The organism is Streptomyces sp. NPDC034084, assembly GCF_055575535.1.
The window spans coordinates 736,825-755,424 of sequence record NZ_JBVISK010000003.1; the positions used below are offsets into that span (position 1 = coordinate 736,825).

Annotated in this window: 22 protein-coding genes and 2 pseudogenes; 13 read left to right on the forward strand and 11 right to left on the reverse strand. The window is 71.2% G+C overall.

Features of this window, described 5'->3' with window-relative positions:
* Nucleotides 1-4 precede the first annotated feature (4 nt).
* Nucleotides 5-637: pseudogene (locus ACZ51I_RS14250) on the reverse strand (IS5 family transposase); the annotation flags it as partial.
* Between the two features lie 110 nt (nucleotides 638-747).
* Between ACZ51I_RS14250 and ACZ51I_RS14255 the strand changes: the two are divergent.
* The 6 genes from ACZ51I_RS14255 (at nucleotide 748) to ACZ51I_RS14280 (ending at nucleotide 5,270) form a co-directional block, all read left to right on the forward strand.
* On the forward strand, nucleotides 748-1,791 hold the full coding sequence (locus ACZ51I_RS14255) for a YihY/virulence factor BrkB family protein (RefSeq protein ID WP_468875647.1): 1,044 nt from the start codon (nucleotides 748-750) through the stop codon (nucleotides 1,789-1,791).
* Nucleotides 1,792-1,967: 176 nt separating this feature from the next.
* Entirely contained in the window at nucleotides 1,968-2,336 is a 369-nt protein-coding gene (locus ACZ51I_RS14260) for a PRC-barrel domain-containing protein (protein ID WP_468875283.1), read from the forward strand.
* 186 nt (nucleotides 2,337-2,522) lie between these two features.
* Nucleotides 2,523-2,810, forward strand: a complete 288-nt coding sequence (locus tag ACZ51I_RS14265) for a WhiB family transcriptional regulator (protein WP_468875285.1) — start codon at nucleotides 2,523-2,525, stop codon at nucleotides 2,808-2,810.
* A 155-nt stretch (nucleotides 2,811-2,965) separates the two neighbouring features.
* Nucleotides 2,966-3,190 carry a DUF6479 family protein gene (locus tag ACZ51I_RS14270; protein WP_468875287.1) on the forward strand — a complete coding sequence of 75 codons (225 nt, stop codon included), beginning with the start codon at nucleotides 2,966-2,968 and terminating at the stop codon, nucleotides 3,188-3,190.
* Nucleotides 3,191-3,227: 37 nt separating this feature from the next.
* Nucleotides 3,228-3,449 carry a hypothetical protein gene (locus ACZ51I_RS14275; RefSeq protein ID WP_468875290.1) on the forward strand — a complete coding sequence of 74 codons (222 nt, stop codon included), beginning with the start codon at nucleotides 3,228-3,230 and terminating at the stop codon, nucleotides 3,447-3,449.
* Between the two features lie 342 nt (nucleotides 3,450-3,791).
* Entirely contained in the window at nucleotides 3,792-5,270 is a 1,479-nt protein-coding gene (locus tag ACZ51I_RS14280; protein WP_468875292.1) for a glutamate-cysteine ligase family protein, read from the forward strand.
* A gap of 43 nt (nucleotides 5,271-5,313) precedes the next feature.
* On the opposite strand, the gene ACZ51I_RS14285 is transcribed toward ACZ51I_RS14280, so the two are convergent.
* The 5 genes from ACZ51I_RS14285 to ACZ51I_RS14305 form a co-directional block, all read right to left on the reverse strand.
* Nucleotides 5,314-5,970 (reverse strand): class I SAM-dependent methyltransferase, encoded by a 657-nt coding sequence (locus tag ACZ51I_RS14285; RefSeq protein WP_468875295.1) that lies wholly within the window; start codon nucleotides 5,968-5,970, stop codon nucleotides 5,314-5,316.
* Nucleotides 5,971-6,068: 98 nt separating this feature from the next.
* Complete coding sequence (locus ACZ51I_RS14290; protein WP_468875297.1) at nucleotides 6,069-6,467, reverse strand: nuclear transport factor 2 family protein; 399 nt, start codon at nucleotides 6,465-6,467, stop codon at nucleotides 6,069-6,071.
* Nucleotides 6,468-6,629: 162 nt separating this feature from the next.
* On the reverse strand, nucleotides 6,630-7,325 hold the full coding sequence (locus tag ACZ51I_RS14295) for a type 1 glutamine amidotransferase domain-containing protein (protein ID WP_468875300.1): 696 nt from the start codon (nucleotides 7,323-7,325) through the stop codon (nucleotides 6,630-6,632).
* Nucleotides 7,326-7,619: 294 nt separating this feature from the next.
* Entirely contained in the window at nucleotides 7,620-7,832 is a 213-nt protein-coding gene (locus ACZ51I_RS14300) for a ferredoxin (RefSeq protein WP_468875649.1), read from the reverse strand.
* A gap of 38 nt (nucleotides 7,833-7,870) precedes the next feature.
* Nucleotides 7,871-9,061 carry a cytochrome P450 gene (locus ACZ51I_RS14305; RefSeq protein ID WP_468875302.1) on the reverse strand — a complete coding sequence of 397 codons (1,191 nt, stop codon included), beginning with the start codon at nucleotides 9,059-9,061 and terminating at the stop codon, nucleotides 7,871-7,873.
* 291 nt (nucleotides 9,062-9,352) lie between these two features.
* On the opposite strand from ACZ51I_RS14305, the pseudogene ACZ51I_RS14310 reads away from it, so the two are divergent.
* A pseudogene (locus tag ACZ51I_RS14310) lies at nucleotides 9,353-9,790 on the forward strand (glutaredoxin domain-containing protein).
* 37 nt (nucleotides 9,791-9,827) lie between these two features.
* Here ACZ51I_RS14310 and sigJ read toward each other — a convergent pair.
* Nucleotides 9,828-10,790, reverse strand: a complete 963-nt coding sequence (gene sigJ / locus ACZ51I_RS14315; protein WP_468875305.1) for an RNA polymerase sigma factor SigJ — start codon at nucleotides 10,788-10,790, stop codon at nucleotides 9,828-9,830.
* A 158-nt stretch (nucleotides 10,791-10,948) separates the two neighbouring features.
* Between sigJ and ACZ51I_RS14320 the strand changes: the two genes are divergently transcribed.
* Nucleotides 10,949-11,371 (forward strand): hypothetical protein, encoded by a 423-nt coding sequence (locus tag ACZ51I_RS14320; RefSeq protein ID WP_468875308.1) that lies wholly within the window; start codon nucleotides 10,949-10,951, stop codon nucleotides 11,369-11,371.
* A gap of 108 nt (nucleotides 11,372-11,479) precedes the next feature.
* On the opposite strand, the gene ACZ51I_RS14325 is transcribed toward ACZ51I_RS14320, so the two are convergent.
* Together ACZ51I_RS14325 and ACZ51I_RS14330 are read right to left on the reverse strand one after the other, a co-directional pair.
* Complete coding sequence (locus ACZ51I_RS14325; RefSeq protein ID WP_468875311.1) at nucleotides 11,480-11,965, reverse strand: SRPBCC family protein; 486 nt, start codon at nucleotides 11,963-11,965, stop codon at nucleotides 11,480-11,482.
* Nucleotides 11,966-12,060: 95 nt separating this feature from the next.
* Nucleotides 12,061-12,684 (reverse strand): histidine phosphatase family protein, encoded by a 624-nt coding sequence (locus ACZ51I_RS14330; protein WP_468875314.1) that lies wholly within the window; start codon nucleotides 12,682-12,684, stop codon nucleotides 12,061-12,063.
* Nucleotides 12,685-12,804: 120 nt separating this feature from the next.
* On the opposite strand from ACZ51I_RS14330, the gene ACZ51I_RS14335 reads away from it, so the two are divergent.
* From ACZ51I_RS14335 to ACZ51I_RS14350, 4 genes are all read left to right on the forward strand, one after another.
* Nucleotides 12,805-13,185, forward strand: a complete 381-nt coding sequence (locus tag ACZ51I_RS14335) for a GNAT family N-acetyltransferase (protein WP_468875651.1) — start codon at nucleotides 12,805-12,807, stop codon at nucleotides 13,183-13,185.
* A gap of 103 nt (nucleotides 13,186-13,288) precedes the next feature.
* Nucleotides 13,289-13,993 carry a VanZ family protein gene (locus ACZ51I_RS14340; protein WP_468875317.1) on the forward strand — a complete coding sequence of 235 codons (705 nt, stop codon included), beginning with the start codon at nucleotides 13,289-13,291 and terminating at the stop codon, nucleotides 13,991-13,993.
* A gap of 69 nt (nucleotides 13,994-14,062) precedes the next feature.
* Nucleotides 14,063-14,782 carry a response regulator transcription factor gene (locus ACZ51I_RS14345; protein ID WP_468875318.1) on the forward strand — a complete coding sequence of 240 codons (720 nt, stop codon included), beginning with the start codon at nucleotides 14,063-14,065 and terminating at the stop codon, nucleotides 14,780-14,782.
* Complete coding sequence (locus ACZ51I_RS14350) at nucleotides 14,775-15,854, forward strand: sensor histidine kinase (protein WP_468875320.1); 1,080 nt, start codon at nucleotides 14,775-14,777, stop codon at nucleotides 15,852-15,854. Before ACZ51I_RS14345 ends, ACZ51I_RS14350 begins: the two co-directional genes overlap by 8 nt.
* Nucleotides 15,855-15,948: 94 nt before the next feature.
* On the opposite strand, the gene ACZ51I_RS14355 is transcribed toward ACZ51I_RS14350, so the two are convergent.
* Complete coding sequence (locus ACZ51I_RS14355; protein WP_468875322.1) at nucleotides 15,949-17,142, reverse strand: MFS transporter; 1,194 nt, start codon at nucleotides 17,140-17,142, stop codon at nucleotides 15,949-15,951.
* 143 nt (nucleotides 17,143-17,285) lie between these two features.
* Here ACZ51I_RS14355 and ACZ51I_RS14360 point away from each other — a divergent pair, with 143 nt between their 5' ends.
* Nucleotides 17,286-18,014, forward strand: a complete 729-nt coding sequence (locus tag ACZ51I_RS14360; RefSeq protein WP_468875325.1) for a hypothetical protein — start codon at nucleotides 17,286-17,288, stop codon at nucleotides 18,012-18,014.
* 125 nt (nucleotides 18,015-18,139) lie between these two features.
* Here the strand turns inward: ACZ51I_RS14360 and ACZ51I_RS14365 are convergent, their stop codons facing one another.
* A complete protein-coding gene (locus ACZ51I_RS14365) occupies nucleotides 18,140-18,541 on the reverse strand; it encodes a VOC family protein (RefSeq protein WP_468875327.1) in 402 nt (133 codons plus the stop codon).
* Nucleotides 18,542-18,600 lie beyond the last annotated feature (59 nt).

Consider the following 18,600-nt stretch of genomic DNA (forward strand, 5'->3'; position numbering starts at 1 on the left):
AGGATTACAGCCACTCGGTGATCGCCGCGACCAGGACTGTCGCTTCGTAGCGGACAGCGAGCTTGTCGTACCGCGTGGCGACAGCGCGGTTCCTCTTGAGGCGGTTGATCCCACACTCGACCGCGTGGCGCTCGCGGTGGTCGGCCGGGTCGAAGCGCGGCGGCCGGCCGCCGCGGGAACCGAGCCTTCGGCGGTTGCGGGCCTGGTCGGCCTTGTCCGGGATGGTGCAGCGAATCCCGCGGCGGCGCAGGTAGCCGCGGTTCCTGCGGGAGGCGTACGCCTTGTCGGCCCGCACGTGGTTGGGGCGGACGCGTGGCCGTCCCGGACCGATGCGGGGCACGCGGACCTTGTCCAACACGGGTTCGAACTGCGGCGAGTCGCCGCGCTGCCCGGCCGTGATCACGATCGACATGGGTTTCCGACCCTGCTCGACGGCTAGGTGCAACTTGGTGGTGAACCCGCCGCGTGAGCGACCCAGTCCGTGATCCTCGGGTTCGGTGAACACACCGCCTGGCGGTTCCTTCTGCAGGTCACCCTGCCTGCGGGCCCCAGCCGCATGCCGATGAGCACGACAGACCGCGGAGTCGACGCTCAGGTCCCACGTGATCCTCCCCTTCGCCTCGGCCAAGGGTGAGATCTCCCCGACCCATGAACCGTGATCATCCGCAGCACCAGATCCACTTTCGACACACAGCCTAGTCGCGGTCCACGCACATGAGAGGCCCGGACGTGGACAACCGCACAGACATGGAACACTTCGCGAAGCGAGAGCACAGGGAAGAAAACGCGCGTCCGGGGGTCGGCCCGGAGGGCGGTGCGGGGCCCGGTCCGGAGGTCGAGGAGCGGGCTCCCGACCAGCCCACCGACCTTCCGAAGCGGTCCTGGAAGGCCGTGCTGCGAGGGACGGTCAAGGAGTTCGTGAACGACGAACTGACGGATCGCGCCGCGGCCCTGACCTATTACGGGGTGCTCGCGCTCTTCCCTGGCCTCCTGGTGATCGTCTCCCTCCTCGGCATGGCCGGTGAGTCGACGACCCAGCGGGTCCTGGACAACGTCAAGTCCCTCGCCCCCGGCGCGGCACGAGACGTGATCAGTGACGCGGTGGTGCAGTTGCAGGGCAGGAGCGGCGTCGGTTCACTCCTCGCGGTCGTGGGCCTCCTCGTGGCGCTCTGGTCCGCCTCCGGCTACATCGCCGCGTTCATCCGCGCCGCGAACGCCGTCTACGACGTGCCCGAGGGCCGCCCGGTGTGGAAGGTGCTGCCGCTCCGACTGGCACTCACCGTCGCCCTCATGCTGCTCGCCTCCGCGAGCGCGCTGATCGTCGTCTTCACCGGCGGGCTGGCGGAAAGGGCCGGCGCACTCCTGGGCATGGGCGACACGGCGCTGACGGTGTGGTCGATCGCGAAGTGGCCGGTCCTCGTCGTCCTCGTCACGATCATGATCGCGCTCCTCTACTGGGCCGCACCCAACGCCAAGGGCCGCGGCTTCAGCTGGGTGAGTCCGGGCAGTTTCCTGGCCCTGCTGATCTGGATGATCGCCTCGGCCGGCTTCGCCTTCTACGTGGCGAACTTCGCCTCGTACAACAAGACGTACGGCACGATCGCAGGCGTGATCATCTTCCTGGTCTGGCTGTGGATCACGAACCTCGCCATCCTCCTGGGCCTGGAGTTCGACGCGGAAATGGCGCGGCAGCGCGCCATCGCCGGGGGCCTGCCGGAGGACGAGGAGCCGTACGTCGAGCCGCGCGACACGCGCGCGTGGAGCGAGGACGACCGGCGTCGTATGGAGTGATCACCGGTCTCGCGTCCCCCGCCTGCCGCGCACGCCACCCGAGACGGCGGGAATGACTCGCGAGGGCCGGGGCAGGCGGAGTTCAGGCGGGAACGCGTTCCGCCGCGCACGACAGACGGAAACGGGGGATGGCAGCGGCACCGGCCGCCCCTGGCAACCGGAGGAGTTGTTTTCGCGTGACTGAGCAGGTGTGGAGTTACAAGTCGACCGCGGGTCACCTGGCCGGCACCGACCTGACCGGCTACAAGGTCGAGGCGACCGACGGCAGCATCGGCAAGGTGGACAAGCACTCCGACGAGGTGAACGACGCCTATCTCGTCGTGGACACCGGTGTCTGGATCTTCGGCAAGGAGGTCCTCCTCCCGGCGAGCACCGTGGTGCGGATCGACGTGGACGAGAGGAAGATCTTCGTGGACCGGACGAAGGAGCAGATCAAGGACGCTCCCGAGTTCCACCGCGAGAAGCACCTCGGTGAGCCCGGCTACCGCGACGAGCTGGCCGCGTACTACGGCCTGGGCGGGACCTTCGGTCGCCCGCCCTACTGAGCCCACACGTGAAGGAGGCCCCGGACTCACCGAGTCCGGGGCCTCCTTCGCGTACCGCTACTCCGGCCTCCCCGCACCTCCCGGGACGTTTCATACGGGCCTTCGCGGCCAGACGTGTCAGTGGAGTTCAGCGGACTTCAGCGGTCAGTGGAGACGTACGGCCGACGGACTGAGGAGAGTACGGACATGGCGAAGGTGTCGCATCTGCCCGGACGTGCGGAGCACCAGTGGAGCTGGCAGCGGGCGGCGGCGTGTCGCGGCCTGGGAACCGAGGTGTTCTTCCACCCCGAGGGCGAGCGCGGCCCGGACCGGGTGGCACGGGAGGAAGCGGCCAAGGCGGTGTGCGACCGGTGCCCCGTACGGGCCAGGTGCCTGGAGCACGCCGTCAGTGTGGCCGAACCCTACGGCGTCTGGGGCGGCCGTACGGTGCGCGAACGGCAGCCCTCCGAGGACACCGACGCCGCCGCGGCGTAGCGGCGCGTCGGGCGGTGCGGCTGCCCGAGCGGACGTACGAGGCGGAGAGTGGGGGCGACGATGATCCGCTGCGGAGTGATTGGCTCGCCTATGCGGGGGTAGCAGCGGAATCGCGACGGTTTGACCCCTCTCTCGTCCGACAGGAAGGCCGATTCATGCCCCTCTCGACTGTGACCGCCTCTGAACTCGCCGCGACCGGATCATCCTCGCTCCTCCTGATCCTGGTGGGGGTGGTACTGGTCGTCCTGCTGATCGCCGCTTTCTGGTGGGGCTCGCGCCGGGCCGCCCGCAGAAGGCGCTCCGCGGGTATCGCCCAGCCGCCGGTGGCGGAGCAGAGGCGGGATTCCTGGACGACGCCGGATGATCGCCCGGACCGATGAAGAGCGCCCTGTGCCCGCTGCGACGGAAGGACCAAGCATGAGCGAGAAGAAGCACGAGAACGGCGCACCGAGCCGCCAGGCTCGCACGACTCCGGCGGACGCCGTGGGGGAGAGCGGCGACGAGCAGGCCCGAAACGAGGCGCGGGAGGCCGTGGCGGGACGCGCGGGCGACACCGACCTGGAGGGCGAAGGCGGCCACGCCGCCAAGAAGCAGCGCCCGGGCCTGGGGCGGGAGGAGCAGACGGGGGAGCACTCCTGACCGAGTCCGGTCGCCGACGGCCACCGACTGCTCCCCGTGGGAAAGGAGGGCCCTGATGGCGATGTCAGGGCCAACTCCACCGTCAGGCCGCGCTCTCAAAGGTTCGCGGGCCCGGGTCGGTACCGGACGCACTCACCAGCGCTCAGGCGGACGTCTCGTCGCTCGACGTAGGCACCGAGCACGGACGCAGCCATCAGCAGTGATCGCCTGCACCTTCCCGGGCTCCGCGGGACCGTCCTGGCAGCCCTCACCTTCCTGCTCTCCTGCCCAGGGGCGCGGACCGCCTCCTGGTGGCACGCTGAAGGAGAGAGGATCCGCGCCGCCGAGTCCCGGGAGGATCCGATGGGACGTGACGTCCCGGCACTGACGTTCACACGTGACGACCGTCGCCGCTTTCGCGACAGGACACACGCCTCCCTCGACGTCTTCGCCCGCATGCTGCGCGAGGCGCGCTTCGACCGCGACTGGCCGCGGGTCGGCATCGAAATCGAACTGAACCTCGTCGACGAGACCGCCAGACCGGCCATGCGCAGCTCGGAGGTCCTCGAAGCCATCGCCGATCCCGCCTGGTCGAGCGAGCTCGGCCGGTTCAACCTGGAGATCAACATCCCGCCCCGCCGTCTCACCGCCGGCGGCCCCGACAGCTGGGCGGGAGAGATCCGCGACGCCCTGAACCATGCCGAGGAGAAGGCCGCCGCCATCGGCGCGCACCTGGTCATGATCGGGACGCTTCCGAGCCTCGAGCGCGAGGACGTGAACCGCGACGCGCTGTCCGAGAACCCGCGCTACCACCTCCTCAACGACCAGATCTTCGCGGCACGCGGCGAAGACCTGCTCATCGAGATCGAGGGGGTGGAACGGCTGCGGACCTACGCGGACACCATCACGCCCGAAGCAGCCTGCACCAGCACCCAGTTCCACCTCCAGGTCGCACCCGAACAGTTCGCCGCCCACTGGAACGCCGCCCAGGCCATCGCCGGCGTCCAGGTGGCGCTCGCCGCGAACTCGCCCTTCCTCTTCGGCAAGGAACTGTGGAGCGAGACCCGCATCCCGCTGTTCGAGCAGACCACGGACACGAGGCCGCACGAGATCAAGACCCAGGGAGTACGGCCCCGCGTGTGGTTCGGAGAACGCTGGATCACCAACGTCTTCGACCTCTTCGAGGAGAACGCCCGCTACTTCCCGGCGCTCCTTCCGGTATGCGAAGACGAGGACCCCGAGGAGACCCTCGACCGCGGAGAGATCCCCCAGCTGGCCGAACTCACCCTGCACAACGGCACGGTCTACCGCTGGAACCGTCCCGTCTACGCGGTCGTCGACGGCGTCCCGCACCTCCGCGTCGAGAACCGGGTGCTGCCCGCCGGACCGACCGTGGCCGACGTGATGGCGAACGGCGCCTTCTACTACGGTCTCGTCCGCGCCCTGGTCGACGAGGACCGGCCGGTGTGGACCCGGATGTCCTTCGCGGCCGCCGAGGAGAACCTGCACACGGCGGCACGACGCGGCATCGACGCCGAACTCTTCTGGCCCGGCACGGGCCAGGTGCCCGCCACGGAACTGGTCCTGCGCCGCCTTCTGCCACTCGCCCACCGGGGCCTTCAGGCCCTGGGACTGGACGCGCAATGGCGTGAGCCGCTGCTCGGCATCATCGAGCAGCGCTGCGTCGCCGCCCGCAACGGAGCCGTATGGCAGACGGAGATGTTCCACCACCTCCACGACGTGGTCCACCTCGACCGGCCCGCCGCCCTGCGCCGGATGACCGGCCAGTACATCGACTTCATGCACCTCAATGCCCCGGCTCACACCTGGCCCGTGGAATGACGGACGCAGGCCGAGCCCGACCGGCGGCAGGAGCGCCACGCGTTCACTCCTGGCCCCACACCAGCGTGTAGCGCCAGAACAGCCTGCGCCGCAGCCGTGCACCGGGCAGTACGCGTCGGGTTTCGCGGACGATCTCGGGAAAGCCCATGGTCGCCGGCTGGACCGGCGCCGTCATCGAGGCCGGCCGTGCGGCCGTGCGGCCCTTGTTCTTGAGCCACCCGACGGCGGCGTTCAGCGGGATGGCGGCGGCACCGAGCAGATGGTCGCCAGGGCTTCGGGCACGCCACAGACCGACGACCACCAGGGTCCCTCCAGGGGCCAGGTGCCGGCGGAAGTGGGAGAGGGCTTCGGTGAACGGCAGGTGGTGCAGGGCGGCGACGCAGGTGATGACGTCGTACGAAGCAGCCGGGAGCCCGCTGAGCGCGTCTGCGGTGGTGAAGGTCACCGGAACATCAGGAGCGGTCAGTTCCCGGGCCCGCTCGACGATCGCCGGGTCGGCGTCGATCCCGTCCACTGCCGCGGCGCGCGTGGCCAGGAGCCTGGCCAGATCTCCGGTGCCGGAGCCGACGTCCAGGGCCCGGCGGAAACTGCCGGGGAGCCGCCGCATGATCCACCGGTGATAGTGGGCGTTGTGGTCCCAGGGGTGGGCGGCGTTGAACCGGTCGAGGGCCTGGAGGAAGCGGCGGGGCAGGGTCGGCATGTCGCGAGTACATCAAATCCGCACCCCCGAACTCGTACCGTCCCTCCCGCAAGGAAGAGGCCGGCCCGGGACGTCGGGCCGCTCGACGGCGGCCGCGGTCAGGCCGGCGTTTCCGCGGCCTCCGCCGCGATGCGGTCGAACTGCGCCCCCATCGCCTCGGCCAGCGCCTGCGCGGCGGACAGCGGCCGCACCATGACCATGAAGTCGTCGATCAGACCCTGCTCGTCGAGGTGGAGGAAGTCGCAGCCGGTGATCGCGCGGTCGCCGACCCGCGCCTCGAAGACGAGGGCGTGGTCGCGACCGTCCTCACTGGTCAGCTCCCGGACGTAGCGGAAGTCGGTGAAGACGCGGGAGACCCCGCGCACGATGGCCGCCGTGATCGCCCTGCCCAGGTACGGCTTGAACGCCACGGGGCTCGTGAAGACGACGTCCTCGGCGAGGAGGGCCTCGATCGCCCCGTGGTCGTTCGCCTCGACGGCCTGTCGAAAGGACTTCATAGACGTCTCCGCAACTAGTCAACTAAGTGAATAGATCAGGGAGAGGCTAGTGGGGGTGGAGCGGCCGCGTCCAGGCCGGCGGGCGCGGAAGGCGCTCGGCGCGACCACGGTGGCGGCGATGCCGTCCGTGGCCGCATGCCGTACGGCGTACGCCTTATGGTGTCAGGCCAGCTTCTTCAGCAGCTCCTCGGCCAGCGGGGCGGAGGAGGACGGGTTCTGGCCGGTGACCAGGTTGCCGTCGACGATCACGTGCGGCGCCCACGGCTCGCCCGCCTGGACGTCCAGGCCGGATTCGACGAGCCGGGTCTCCAGCAGCCACTTCGCCCTGTCGGCGAGGCCGGCCTGGGTCTCCTCGGCGTTCGTGAAGGCGGCGACCTTGCGGCCGGCGAAGGCGTTCGAACCGTCGGCGTCGGTCGCGGCGAGGAACGCGGCGGGGCCGTGGCAGACGACCCCGAGGGGCTTGCCCGAGTGCAGGGCGTCGACCAGCAGCTTGCCGGAGGTCGAGTTCACGGCGAGGTCCTCCATGGGGCCGTGGCCGCCGGGGTAGAAGACGGCGTCGTAATCGGCCAGACGGACGTCCTCCAGCTTGATCGGGTTCTTGATCTCGCTGATGGACGCGAGCGTCGCGGCGACCTTGTCCGCGCCCTCCTGGCCGCCGTTCACCTCGGGGGCGAGGCTGCCCGCGTCGACGGTCGGGACGACACCGCCCGGCGTCGCGACGACGACCTCGTGGCCGGCGGCCTTGAACGCCTCGTACGGCGCGACGGCCTCCTCCGCCCAGAAACCGGTCGGGTGCTTGGTGCCGTCGGCCAGCGTCCAGTGGTCGACACCGGTCATCACGAAAAGGATCTTCGACATCAGGGAGCTCCAGGGTTGGCGGGCCCGGCGGGGCCCGGAGACGGGGGGTGCACACTGACACTCTGGTCCGAGTGGCGCGCTGCCGCGAGCTCGTCGAGTGCGGCGGTGTCCTCGACAGTAGGCCGGGGGTCCATAGGTATCCAATGAAGAAGCCAATGCCTCCCATAGGCCGGCCGATGGCTCGCCGGGGCCGTCCGGGCACGCGGGAGCCGGCACCGTCGGCGCGACGATGCCGGCTCCTCATCACCCTTGGGCCGCTGTCACGTATGGGCCGCTGTCACGTATGGGCCGCTGTCACGTATGCGGCTCGTCGGCGAGGTCGTGAACGGTGATCGCCTGTACGGGGCAGGCGCGGGCCGCCTCGCGGACCAGCGGACCCGTGCCGCCCTCCTCCCGGCCCGGGACGACCGTCCCGAAACCGTCGTCGTCCTGGGTGAAGACGTCCGGGGAGGTCAGGGCGCACTGTCCCGCGCCGATACAGAGGTCCGCGTCGATGGAGACACGCATGGGCACCGCTTCCTTCGCCATGTTCCGCACCGCTCCTTTCACCATGTGACGGGCAGTTCGAGCATCCCCTGGATCGTGTCGCCCGGCTTGAACGGGATCTCCTCGGCGGGTACGGCCAGCCGGAGCCCCGGCAGCCGGCGCAGCAGCGACCCGAGCGCGATCTCCAGCTCCGCGCGGGCCAGGTTCTGACCGAGGCACTGGTGGATGCCGAAACCGAACGCCACGTGGTGGCGGGCGGACCGGCTCCAGTCGAGCGTGTCCGGGTCGCTGTAGGTGGAGGCGTCCCTGTTGATGACCGAGGTCGAGAAGACCACCCCTTCGCCCGCGCGGATCACCGTCCCGGCGACATCGATGTCCTCGCGGGCGACCCGGAGCAGTCCGTCGGCGATCGACAGGAATCGCAGCAGTTCCTCGACGGCGGTGGGTACGAGCCCGGGATCGGCCCGGAGCTCCGCCAGCCGCTCCGGGTGGCGCAGCAGCGTGTACGTACCCAGGGAGATCATGTTCGCCGTGGTCTCGTGTCCCGCGACGAGCAGGATCGTGGCGAGCTGCACCAGCTCCTCGCGTTCGGGACCGCCGTCTCCGGACCCGCGCGCCACCAGATCGTCGAGTACGCCGTCCCCGGGCTTGAGGCGCTTGCTGTCGATGAGGTCGCCGAGGTACCCCTCCAGTTGGGCCAGCGCGTCCTCGGTGTCCGCGCCCGTCGGGCCGCGCAGCAGCCGCCGCGACTGCTCTTCGAAGAAGTCGTGGTCCGCATACGGCACGCCCAGCAGGTCACAGATGACGATCGACGGCACCGGCAGCGCGAACGCGCTCACCAGCTCGGCCGGCGGCCCCTGTGCCTCCACCGCGTCGAGGAGCCGGTCCACGGTCTCCTGGATGCGGGGCCGCAGGGTCTCGGCGCGCTTGAGGGTGAAGCTCGGGATCAGCAGCCGCCGTTGGGCGTTGTGCTCGGGGTCGTCCCAGCCGAGCAGCGCCGCGCGTCGGCGCCTGCGCAGCGCCGAGGCGCGTTCCGTCGGCAGCGGGAAGTCGTCGCGGGTGGAGTCGGTCGACAGACGCTGGTCCGCGAGGAGTGTGCGGGCGGCCGCGTGTCCGGTGACGAACCACACCGGCCTCCCGTCCCACAGGGTGACCCGCGTCAGCGGGTGCTCCTCCGCGGTCCGGGGGTAGGCGGTGGGCGGATGGTAGGGGCAGGTCCGGTCCTGGGGGAACGCCACGGCTTTCGTCATGGGGGCCTCGCTTGGGGCGAATCGGTGGCAGGGACTGTGGTGCCGTCTCCACTACATGCCTCAGGCACCTATCTGGTCTACGCACAGTTCGGCCATTCCACCGGAACGGACGCGTCCCACCCGGCCGGCCGGCCCGCTGCGCGGCCAGGCGATGCCGACGACGATGGGGGCGGCTCTGGACACGGGCGCGGGGCTCGTGACGGCCATGGAGCAGGTCGGATTCGGCCACCCCGGCCGCGCAATTCCACGCTGCTCCGCGCCGGCCCGAGCTCATCGGTAGCCTGCCTCACCATGATGCGCTCTTGGATGTTGCCGGTGTTGCTGGTCCTCTGCGGTTCCCTCGTCGCGGCGGGGATGGTCTCCAGGGGGAACCCCGTGGGAGCCGCCGTGGTGTTCCTCTAGCTCGCGCTGCTCGCGGGAGCGCACTCGCCCCTGATTTTCCCGAGGTCGACGGACGCGGCGGAAGCGCAGCGTCGTAGCGCGGCCGACGGCCGGCCGATCGTCTTCTGGCGGCCGGGCTGCATGTTCTGCCTGCGCCTGCGCCTCCGACTGGGCCGTCGCGGCCGCCAGGTGCACTGGGTCGACATCTGGCGGGATCCGGCGGGCGCGGCGGTGGTGAGGGCGGCGAACGACGGCAACGAGACCGTGCCGACCGTCGTCATCGGGGGCCGGCCCTTCGTCAACCCCGACCCTGAGTGGGTGTGCGAGCAGCTTTCTCCGTCCTCCTGAACCTCGCGCGGCCCTCGGTGACGCCGGTGACGGTGAGTCAGCTCGGCCCGTCCTCCGTCCACCTGCGGAGTTTCTCCGGGTTGCGCACCGCCCAGATGCGGCTGATGCGGCTTCCGGACCCGCCGGCGAGCTCGAACGCCGCCACGGTCACCGTGACGCCGGAGTTCTGCGCGACCAGGCCGGGCCGGCCGTTGACCGTGCGTTCGAGGAGCCTGAGCCCCGGGGCCTTGTCGGCGATGTGGATCAGGTACTGGGCGATGAGCGCGCTGCCCTCGACGGGGCGGAGCACCGCGCCGACCAGACCGCCGCCGTCGGCCGTCATCCTGGCGGCGGGGTCCAGGAGGTCGACGAGGGCCTTGATGTCCTTGGCCTCCCACGCTTCCTTGAAGTCCCGTACCGCAGCGGCCTGTCGAGACGCCGGCGCCGCCGGACCGCCCTCGGCGCGGATGCGTCGGCGGGCCGAGGACGCCAGCTGCCTGCACGCCGCGGGGGACCGGCCGACGATCTCGGCGACCTCGCCGAAGGGGTACGCGAAGACGTCGTGCAGGATGAACGCCACCCGCTCGGCCGGCGTCATCGACTCCAGGACCACGAGGAACGCCATGCTCACCGACTCGTCCAGCGTGACCCGGTCGGCGGGGTCGACCGGCTCCGACCGCCCGTCGCCGGTACGCACGCCGGACCACTCCGTACGGTCCGGCAGCGGTTCGGGTATCCACGCCCCCACATATTGCTCGCGGCGGACCCGCGCCGAACCGAGCACGTCCAGGCAGACCCGGCCGGCCACCGTCGTCAGCCAGGCGCCGGGCGACTCGATCGCCTCCCGCTGCCGAGGCGACATCGCGTACCAGCGGGCGTACGTCTCCTGCACGGCGTCCTCGGCCTCGGACAGCGAACCCAGCAGCCGGTAACCGAGGTTGATCAGCTGCCGCCGCTCGCCGATGACCACGGCGAGGTCCGGCTCGGTGCCGTCGTACGCCGGCTCGTCGGGGGTGCTCATTGGTCGCGGCCGCTCCCTGCTTCCTCGGTGAGGCGAGGTCTTCTCGGCCGACCTCGGGTCTTCTTCCTCCGACGCCTCACATTTCACGGACCTGCGTCGTCGGACTGTTCGAGACACTACCGAGCCACCGCCGCGAGGCAGAAGAAGAGGACCGAGTCATGGCCACCACCACCGCGCAGACCACGGCAGTACGGGGCAGCGGCAGCCGCACGTTCCTGCAGGTCTCGATCGCCCTGCAGACCCTGACCCTCTTCTTCCAGGCCTCCACGGCCGGACTGCTCCTGACCTCGCCGCAGGGGGAGTTGCTGCACGGCGTCGGCGCGCGCGTGATGTACGGAGCCACCATGCTGTACGTGCTGGCGGCGATCCTCGCGTGGAGGCCGGGCGGCGGCTCGCCCCGGCCCATCCTGTACTCGACCGGCTTCCTGATCCTCGCCTCGGTGCAGGTGCTACTGGGCATCGCCCACAAGGCGGCGCTCCATGTCCCCCTGGGCGTCCTGATGTTCGGCCTGAGCGTGCTGGCGCTGGCCCGGATCCTCTTCATCCGACGGCAGGACGGCTCCCGCACGCGGGTGCGGTAGCCACCCTCGGCCACCGCCCCTCAGCGCCACAGGTCACGGCTGCCGCCTCTACGGGGTCGACAGCCGGCCCGACGAACCGCCGGGCCGGCGACCCGCAGAGGCATGGGCTCAGGTCCCGGCGGTGGCCGTCCGTGCGATGCGTTCGAGGGTGGTGCGCATGCCGGCCCGGTTGAGTGCGACCCGGCGGGCGGGGTTCGTCCCGGCGAAGACCGTTCCGAGCAGGTCGGCGGCCCTGGCCCGGTACCCGCCGGTCCGCAGGTCCTGCCAGAATTCGGTGAGACGCGTCCCCGACCCCTCCGGTTCGAAGCGGTAGCCCCAGCGGGCGATCGGGAGCCCGAAGACGCTGATGTCGAAGACGAACTCACTGTTCGGGCGTATCCGGCTCACGCGCCCGAGGGTCGGCCAGAGGAACGGCCCGCGCCGATTGAAGCCGACGAACCGGGTGCCGGTTCGTGCCGGAGGCCTGAGCACCCAGACGGACCGGCACTCCGGGCTCCAACGGCCCATGTTCCGCAGGTCCGACACCAGCCCGTAGACGACCTCCGGCGGCGCGTCGACGACCGTGCTCTCCTCCAGGCTCCACTGCCGCTCCATGGCCCGCTCCCCTCGCACCGTGTGGGACTGCCGCCCACTTCCTACTCGCCGGTACGGTAGCGGGTGCGCGAGCGTCCGTGGGAGCCCCTCGCCCGTCAGATGTGGAGCTCGGGAGGGAAGTCGGTCCAGCGCAGGCCGACGGGCAGGTGTCCCGTGTCGTTGAAGAAGAGGACGGAAGGGGCCCGGTCCGGGGCGTAGCGGATGACGGTGAGTGCGGCGTTGGCGTGGTTGATGCCCATCCAGCGCCACCGGGGGGCGTCGAGGGCCTCGCGGACGAGCCAGGCGATGAGGAAGTTGTGCGTGACGACGAGTTCGTGGCGCGGCTCGCCCCCCTCGACGGGGCCGGTGAACCGCGCGACGGCCTCCGCGGCCAGTCCGGGGCCCTGTTCACGCTCTTCCGCCGGGAACCGGGCAAGGAAGGCCAGCATGGCATCGGCCGACTCGCCGGGGAGTTCCTCGTGCCGCGGTATGTAGGGGATGTAGTCGCCGGCGGGCGCGGACATCCGCAGGGGGACGCCGTCGAGCTGGTCGTGGATCAGCTGAGCCGTCTGTTCGGCGCGGGCCAGCGGGCCGTGATGGATCGCGGTGAGCGGCGCCGTCCTGAGTCGCTCTCCGAGCAGAACGGCTTGCCGGCGGCCGTTGTCCGTCAACTCGCTCTCGTCCTCGGACGCTTGGCCGTGGCGCGCCAGGTACAGGTAGCGGCTGGATGTTTCCGTCATGCTCGATTCCTCCGGCGGTTTCAGGACGCAGCAATCATGATCGTGTGACGTGGGGACGGACGCAGCCCGACGGCGTGCGGTTCCCGACTGACCTGGCTGCCCAAGGAGGAGCATGTCGGCATCAGGCAGGACGGCCGACTCGTCGCGCACGCCGGTCTGCTGCGGCTCCCCATGTCGGTCGGCGGCGTCGACATGGAGGTGATGGGTGTCGGCGGCGTGGCCGTCGCCCCGGACCTGCGGGGCCACGGACTGGCACGGGCGGTCGTCGCGGCGGCCCTGGACCACGCGCGGACCCTGGGACCCCGGCACGGGATTCCCTTCTGCCGGCCGCAGCTCGTCCCGCTGTACCAGCGGCTCGGCCGGCGGACCCTCGAGCAGGACGTCCGCGCCGAACAACCCGGAGGGCACGTGATCATGCCGCTGCGGACCATGTGGATCCCCCTGCGCGACGATGCGACGTGGCCGGATGGAGAGATCCGCCTGCTCTCGTTCCCCATGTGAGCGAAGGCGAAGAGGGCCGGTCGCCGACGGCGCGGTGGGTGTATCGCGGGCGTATCGGAAATCGCATACGCCACCGCAACCGCCCTCGCTGTCCCATGGGGGCATGAACCACGACGCATCCCTGCCGGGACCACCCCGCCGCACGCGGAGGATCGTGCTCTCCGGCCTGGCGGCCCTCGGCGTCGCGAGCGCCCTGTTCGTCGTGCGGGGGCCGCTGATGATGTCCGCTCCGAGGTGTGTGGCCGGGCGGTGGCACGGCTGCTTCGACACCTTCAACGGTGTGGTGCTCATGACGCTGGTCACGCTGCCGTTGGCGGTGCTGGTGGCGTGGGCTCTGGCGAGCCGTAGGCGTGCGGCCGGAGTCCCCTCGCCGTGGCGGCTGTCGCTGGCCGAGGTGGGCATGGTCCACGGGACGCTGCCGTTCCTGTGGATGACCATGATGCCGGGGGGCGGGGCCGGCGTGGTCCCCGCCCGGGTGAGCCTGGTGCCGCTGCGGGACCTGGTCACGATGGGGCCGCTCGGGATCGTCGGCAACCTGCTGGTCTTCGCGGCGCTCGGGTTCTTCGCCCCGATGCGGTTCGCGGCACTGGCGTCCGTGTCGCGGGTCCTGGCGCTGGGGGCGGGCTGCTCGGTTCTCGTCGAAACCGCACAGTACGTCCTGAGCCTCGACCGCGTGTCCTCCGTGGACGACGTCCTGGTCAACGCCGCCGGAGCCGCGCTCGCCGCGCTGGCCTCGCGCCGCTGGTGGCGCACGACGGCGCAGGCGCCGTCGGACCGGCCCCGTCCCGTACCGGCACCGGCAGGCTGAGCAGTACGGCCCGGTCTGTGCCGGTCTTCGCATACATCGGCGATATGCAGGGTTGTCTAGGCTTCGGACATGCGCGTACTGATCGTGGAGGACGAGCCCTACCTGGCCGAAGCCGTCCGTGACGGCCTCCGGCTGGAGGCGATCGCCGCCGACATCGCGGGCGACGGCGACTCCGCCCTGGAGCTGCTCGGCGTCAACTCGTACGACCTCGCGATCCTCGACCGCGACATCCCGGGCCCCTCGGGCGACGAGGTCGCCCGGCGCATCGTCGCCTCCGGCAGCGGCATCCCGATCCTCATGCTCACCGCCGCCGACCGCATCGACGACAAGGCGTCCGGCTTTGAACTCGGTGCCGACGACTACCTGACGAAACCGTTCGATCTGCGGGAGCTCGTCCTGCGGCTGAGGGCGCTCGACCGCCGACGCGCGTACGCCCGGCCCCCGGTCCGCGAGATCGGCGGCCTGCGCCTCGACCCCTTCCGCCGGGAGGTCTTCCGCGACGGCCGCTACGTCGCGCTCACCCGTAAGCAGTTCGCCGTGCTCGACGTCCTCGTCGCGGCGGAAGGCGGGGTCGTCAGCGCCGAAGAGCTGCTGGAACGGGCGTGGGACGGGAACGCCGACCCCTTCACCAACGCCGTCCGCATCACCGTCTCCGCACTGCGCAAACGGCTCGGCGAACCATGGATCATCGCCACGGTGCCAGGTGTCGGCTACCGCGTCGACGCCGGACAGGACACCGGCCGCGAGGCCGACGCCGGCCCGGACACCCCCGGCCGTACGCATGCGTAGACGCCCCGGGCTCAGCGTCCGACTGAAGCTCACCCTCAGCTACGCCGGGTTCCTCGCCGTCGCAGGCGCCCTCCTGCTGGCCGTGGTGTGGATGTTCCTCCTGCGCTACGTCCCCGACAACTCCCGGGGCCTTCTCGGGATCGCGCCCAACCGCTACCTCCTCGTCCGCACCTTCGCTCCCGCGGCGGCCGCGGCGATGGCCTTCCTGCTCGTGTTCGGCCTCACCGGGGGATGGTTCCTCGCCGGCCGGATGCTCGCGCCGCTCACCCGGATCACGGCCGCGGCACGGCTGGCCGGGACGGGATCGCTGTCCCACCGGGTCGGCATGGAAGGACGCCAGGACGAGTTCCGCGAACTCGCCGACGCCTTCGACACCATGCTGGAACAACTCGAATCGCATGTCGCCGAGCAGCGGCGGTTCGCCGCGAACGCCTCCCACGAGCTGCGCACCCCGCTGGCCATCTCACAGGCGCTGCTCGACCTCGCCCGCAGGGACTCCACACGCGACCGGGAAGAACTCCTCGACCGGCTCCGGACGGTCAACACACGTGCGATCGACCTCACCGAGGCCCTCCTGCTGCTCAGCCGCAGCGACCGCGGTACGTTCGCCCGCGAGGACGTCGACCTCTCCCTCGTCGTTGAGGAGGCCGCCGAAACCCTGCTCCCCCTCGCGGAACGGCGCGGGATCACCCTCGACGTCACCGGCGGAGCGACACGCACCAGCGGCTCGGCGGAGCTCCTGCTGCGGATGGTCACGAACCTCGTCCAGAACGCCCTCGTGCACAACCTCCCCGCCGGCGGCACCGTGACCGTGCACACCGCGGCGCTGGACGACGCGAGTGTGCTGCGGGTCGAGAACACGGGCCATCCGGTGCCACCGGAACTGGTGCCCACCCTCACCGAGCCCTTCCAGCGCGGCACGGAACGCGCACGCGCCGACGAGCACGCCGGCGTCGGCCTGGGCCTCGCCCTCGTGCACAGCATCGTCCGCGCCCACGACGGGACCCTCGACCTCGCCACCCGCCCCGCCGGCGGCCTCCTCGTCACGGTCCGGCTTCCCGACCGGTCGTAGGCAGCGCCCCGAGCAGGCCCGACCGTCAAGCGACGCGCTCACGTCACGGGACGGCCCCCTGAAGACACCGCCCAGCGCGGGCTGGGCGACTGGGTCACCCTGCCTCCGTCCGCACCGGACGTCGCAGGAGGTACACGGCCGCCGAGGTGACGAGCACCAGCATGCAGCCGGTGAACACCAGGCCCGCGTGCTCCAGGCCCAGCGGTTCAGTGAGCAGGCCGACCCCGATGACGGGGATCGAGATACCCGTGTACGCGACCACGAACAGGGTCGAGATCACCGCCGCGCGCCGCTCCACCGGCGCGGCAGCGGCGACGGCGGACATCGCCGCGCGGAACGAGAGGCCCTGGCCGACTCCGCCGACGACGGCGGCGAGCACCACGAGCGCAAGCAGCTCCGCCGAGAGCGCCCCCGCCAGGAAGGCCAGGCCGGCGAAGAGCACGGCGCAGCCCAGCGGCAGGGACCGGGACACCCCGAAGCGGCCGACGGCGAGCTGCCCGGCGGTCGAGGCGAAGAAGGCCAGCGCGACGACGAGACCGCTCACGGCGTGGTTGTCGACGTGCAGGAAGCGGGCGAGGAAGGCGGGACTGACCGAGGTGAACACCCCGAACAGGGCGAACCCGGCGAAGGAGGCGATGGCCGCCGGCACGAACACCGGCCGGACCTGCGCGGGCAGGGCCGGCCGCTGTGGCCGTACGGCGGTCAGGGGCCGTGGATCCCGCACCGTCTCCGGCAGCCGCAGGAGAACGACGACCGACACGGCCACCAGGGCGAGGTGCACGGCGAACGGCAGCAACAGCGGTTCGGGCGCGTACTCCGCGAGGAGACCGGCGAGCAGGGGGCCGCAGCCGAGTCCGCCCATGTTGGCCGCCGTCGCCACGAGCGTCGCCCGGGACTGGCCGCCGGGCGGGGCGAGGTCCATCACGTACGCGGTGGCGGCCCCGGTGAACAGGCCGGCCGACAGGCCCGAGAGCAGCCGCCCCGCGTACAGCCAGCCCAGACCGTCGGCGCACAGGAAGCACACCGCGCTCGCCGCCGCGAACCCGAGGCCCCACAGCAGCGTCGGCCGCCTGCCGATCGTGTCCGAGGCGTTGCCGGCCAGCAGCAGCACGCCGATGACCCCGAAGGCGTACACGGCGTACACGACGGTCACCGTCAGCTCGGAGAACCCGAACTTCTCCTGGTAGAGGGGGTAGAGCGGTGTCGGCAGCGTGGTGCCGGTCATCCCCACGACGAACACGGCCCCGGCGAGCAGACACCGAAGCCATCCCTGACGATCACCAACCATGCCGCCGACCGTATCCCCGCCGTCCGCCCCCGCCCCGCAACGCGGCGCCCGCGCTCGGGTCAACGACCGTGGTGGACCAAAGGGGGTCATCTCAGGACCCTGGCGGAGGGGGCGACAGCCGAAGGCCGGGGGAGACTGTCCGCATGGATGGATGGACCCGCTCGGGAATCGGACCCGGCCCCGCACTGTACGGACGCCTGCGCGTCGAGCACCGGGACCTCGAGCCGTCACGCCGGCTCACCGCAGGCCACGCCGGGCAGGGCGCTTTCGGCACCGTCGCCGGTGTCGCCGCGCCCGGCTTCCCCGCGTACGCACGGGTGCTGCACCCCGCGGGCCTCGACGACCGCCCGGTCCGCTGGGACACCGTGGCCGCCGCGTACGGCCGGCAGGTCGAGCCGCTGACGAACTGGCACGAGGTGATCGGCGTGGAGCGGTTCTACCAGAACAGGGAGGACTACGGTCTGCCCGGAGTGTGGGACGAGCACCCTGCCGAAGGCCCCACGCCCGGTGGGGTCGCGCGCGCCCTCATCCCCGTCCTCGCGGGCCACACGGGCACGGCGGAGCGGTGCTGGTACGGGCTGTGGGACGGGTACGGCCGCTGGGACTGGGAGGGGGTACCCACCTTCCCGACCCCGGGAAGGGACGAGATCCTGCTGTCCGGAACGCTGGCCGACGCCGTATCGCCCGAAACCCTGGACCAGTTCGCCGAACTCCCCGACCTGTGGTGGCCGGAGGACCGGGCCTGGTGCGTCGGCGGCGACGTCGACCTGGTCAGCACGTACGTCTGCGGATCCGAGGAACTGATCGCCGACCTGCTCGCCGCGCCCGGCCTGGAGGCCCACCGGGTCGCGGCGTCCGACCCGGTCGGCTGACCCGGTCGGAACAGCTACCGGGCGGTGGTACGAGCGCCCCGTCGTCCTGGTTGTCATGGGCGCCCCTGCCGGGCCGGCGTGGCCGGCGCCGCACGGCGCGCCGGCCACGCCAGGCCGACGAACGGTCAGCCGTCGGCACGGGCCGCGCGGCTGCGCTCGCGCAGCGAGATGCGGTTGCCGTCCGGATCCGACGTCTCGATGCGGACACCGAAGCCGTAGTCCACGGGCTCCGGCTCGTCGAAGGTCACCCCCCGGTCGCGGAAGACCTGGAAGTCCGCCCGCAGGTCGTCCGACTCGATGATGACCGGGCCCGGCGTGGCACCCGGCTCGGCCGGCTGCCCCGCCGCCGCGGGGTGCGCCCACAGGAGGATCTCCACGGGGGTGCCGGGAACTCCCACGGTGAGGAAGCGCCCCGTCGGGTTGGGTACGTCGATGCGCTTCTCCAGGCCGAGTTGCTCCGTGTAGAACTTCAGCGCGCGGTCCTGGTCGGTGACGTACAGCGTCACGTACATGATGTTGGTGAGCACGGGGTGGTCCTTCCGTCCGTCGATCTCCGTCACCCCCCCTGACGGATGCGCGCGGGGGA

Excerpts from the sequence above, each read along its gene's own strand:
- ACZ51I_RS14300 (WP_468875649.1), bottom strand. The coding sequence starts at position 7,832 with ATGCGTGTCTCCATCGACGCGGACCTCTGTATCGGCGCGGGACAGTGC.
- ACZ51I_RS14340 (WP_468875317.1), top strand. The coding sequence starts at position 13,289 with ATGAACCACGACGCATCCCTGCCGGGACCACCCCGCCGCACGCGGAGG.
- ACZ51I_RS14285 (WP_468875295.1), bottom strand. The coding sequence starts at position 5,970 with ATGCCGACCCTGCCCCGCCGCTTCCTCCAGGCCCTCGACCGGTTCAAC.
- ACZ51I_RS14265 (WP_468875285.1), top strand. The coding sequence starts at position 2,523 with ATGGCGAAGGTGTCGCATCTGCCCGGACGTGCGGAGCACCAGTGGAGC.
- ACZ51I_RS14275 (WP_468875290.1), top strand. The coding sequence starts at position 3,228 with ATGAGCGAGAAGAAGCACGAGAACGGCGCACCGAGCCGCCAGGCTCGC.
- ACZ51I_RS14290 (WP_468875297.1), bottom strand. The coding sequence starts at position 6,467 with ATGAAGTCCTTTCGACAGGCCGTCGAGGCGAACGACCACGGGGCGATC.
- ACZ51I_RS14255 (WP_468875647.1), top strand. The coding sequence starts at position 748 with ATGGAACACTTCGCGAAGCGAGAGCACAGGGAAGAAAACGCGCGTCCG.
- ACZ51I_RS14320 (WP_468875308.1), top strand. The coding sequence starts at position 10,949 with ATGGCCACCACCACCGCGCAGACCACGGCAGTACGGGGCAGCGGCAGC.
- ACZ51I_RS14355 (WP_468875322.1), bottom strand. The coding sequence starts at position 17,142 with ATGGTTGGTGATCGTCAGGGATGGCTTCGGTGTCTGCTCGCCGGGGCC.
- ACZ51I_RS14330 (WP_468875314.1), bottom strand. The coding sequence starts at position 12,684 with ATGACGGAAACATCCAGCCGCTACCTGTACCTGGCGCGCCACGGCCAA.
- ACZ51I_RS14325 (WP_468875311.1), bottom strand. The coding sequence starts at position 11,965 with ATGGAGCGGCAGTGGAGCCTGGAGGAGAGCACGGTCGTCGACGCGCCG.
- ACZ51I_RS14305 (WP_468875302.1), bottom strand. The coding sequence starts at position 9,061 with ATGACGAAAGCCGTGGCGTTCCCCCAGGACCGGACCTGCCCCTACCAT.
- ACZ51I_RS14280 (WP_468875292.1), top strand. The coding sequence starts at position 3,792 with ATGGGACGTGACGTCCCGGCACTGACGTTCACACGTGACGACCGTCGC.
- ACZ51I_RS14350 (WP_468875320.1), top strand. The coding sequence starts at position 14,775 with ATGCGTAGACGCCCCGGGCTCAGCGTCCGACTGAAGCTCACCCTCAGC.
- ACZ51I_RS14295 (WP_468875300.1), bottom strand. The coding sequence starts at position 7,325 with ATGTCGAAGATCCTTTTCGTGATGACCGGTGTCGACCACTGGACGCTG.
- ACZ51I_RS14270 (WP_468875287.1), top strand. The coding sequence starts at position 2,966 with ATGCCCCTCTCGACTGTGACCGCCTCTGAACTCGCCGCGACCGGATCA.
- ACZ51I_RS14345 (WP_468875318.1), top strand. The coding sequence starts at position 14,063 with ATGCGCGTACTGATCGTGGAGGACGAGCCCTACCTGGCCGAAGCCGTC.
- ACZ51I_RS14360 (WP_468875325.1), top strand. The coding sequence starts at position 17,286 with ATGGATGGATGGACCCGCTCGGGAATCGGACCCGGCCCCGCACTGTAC.
- sigJ (WP_468875305.1), bottom strand. The coding sequence starts at position 10,790 with ATGAGCACCCCCGACGAGCCGGCGTACGACGGCACCGAGCCGGACCTC.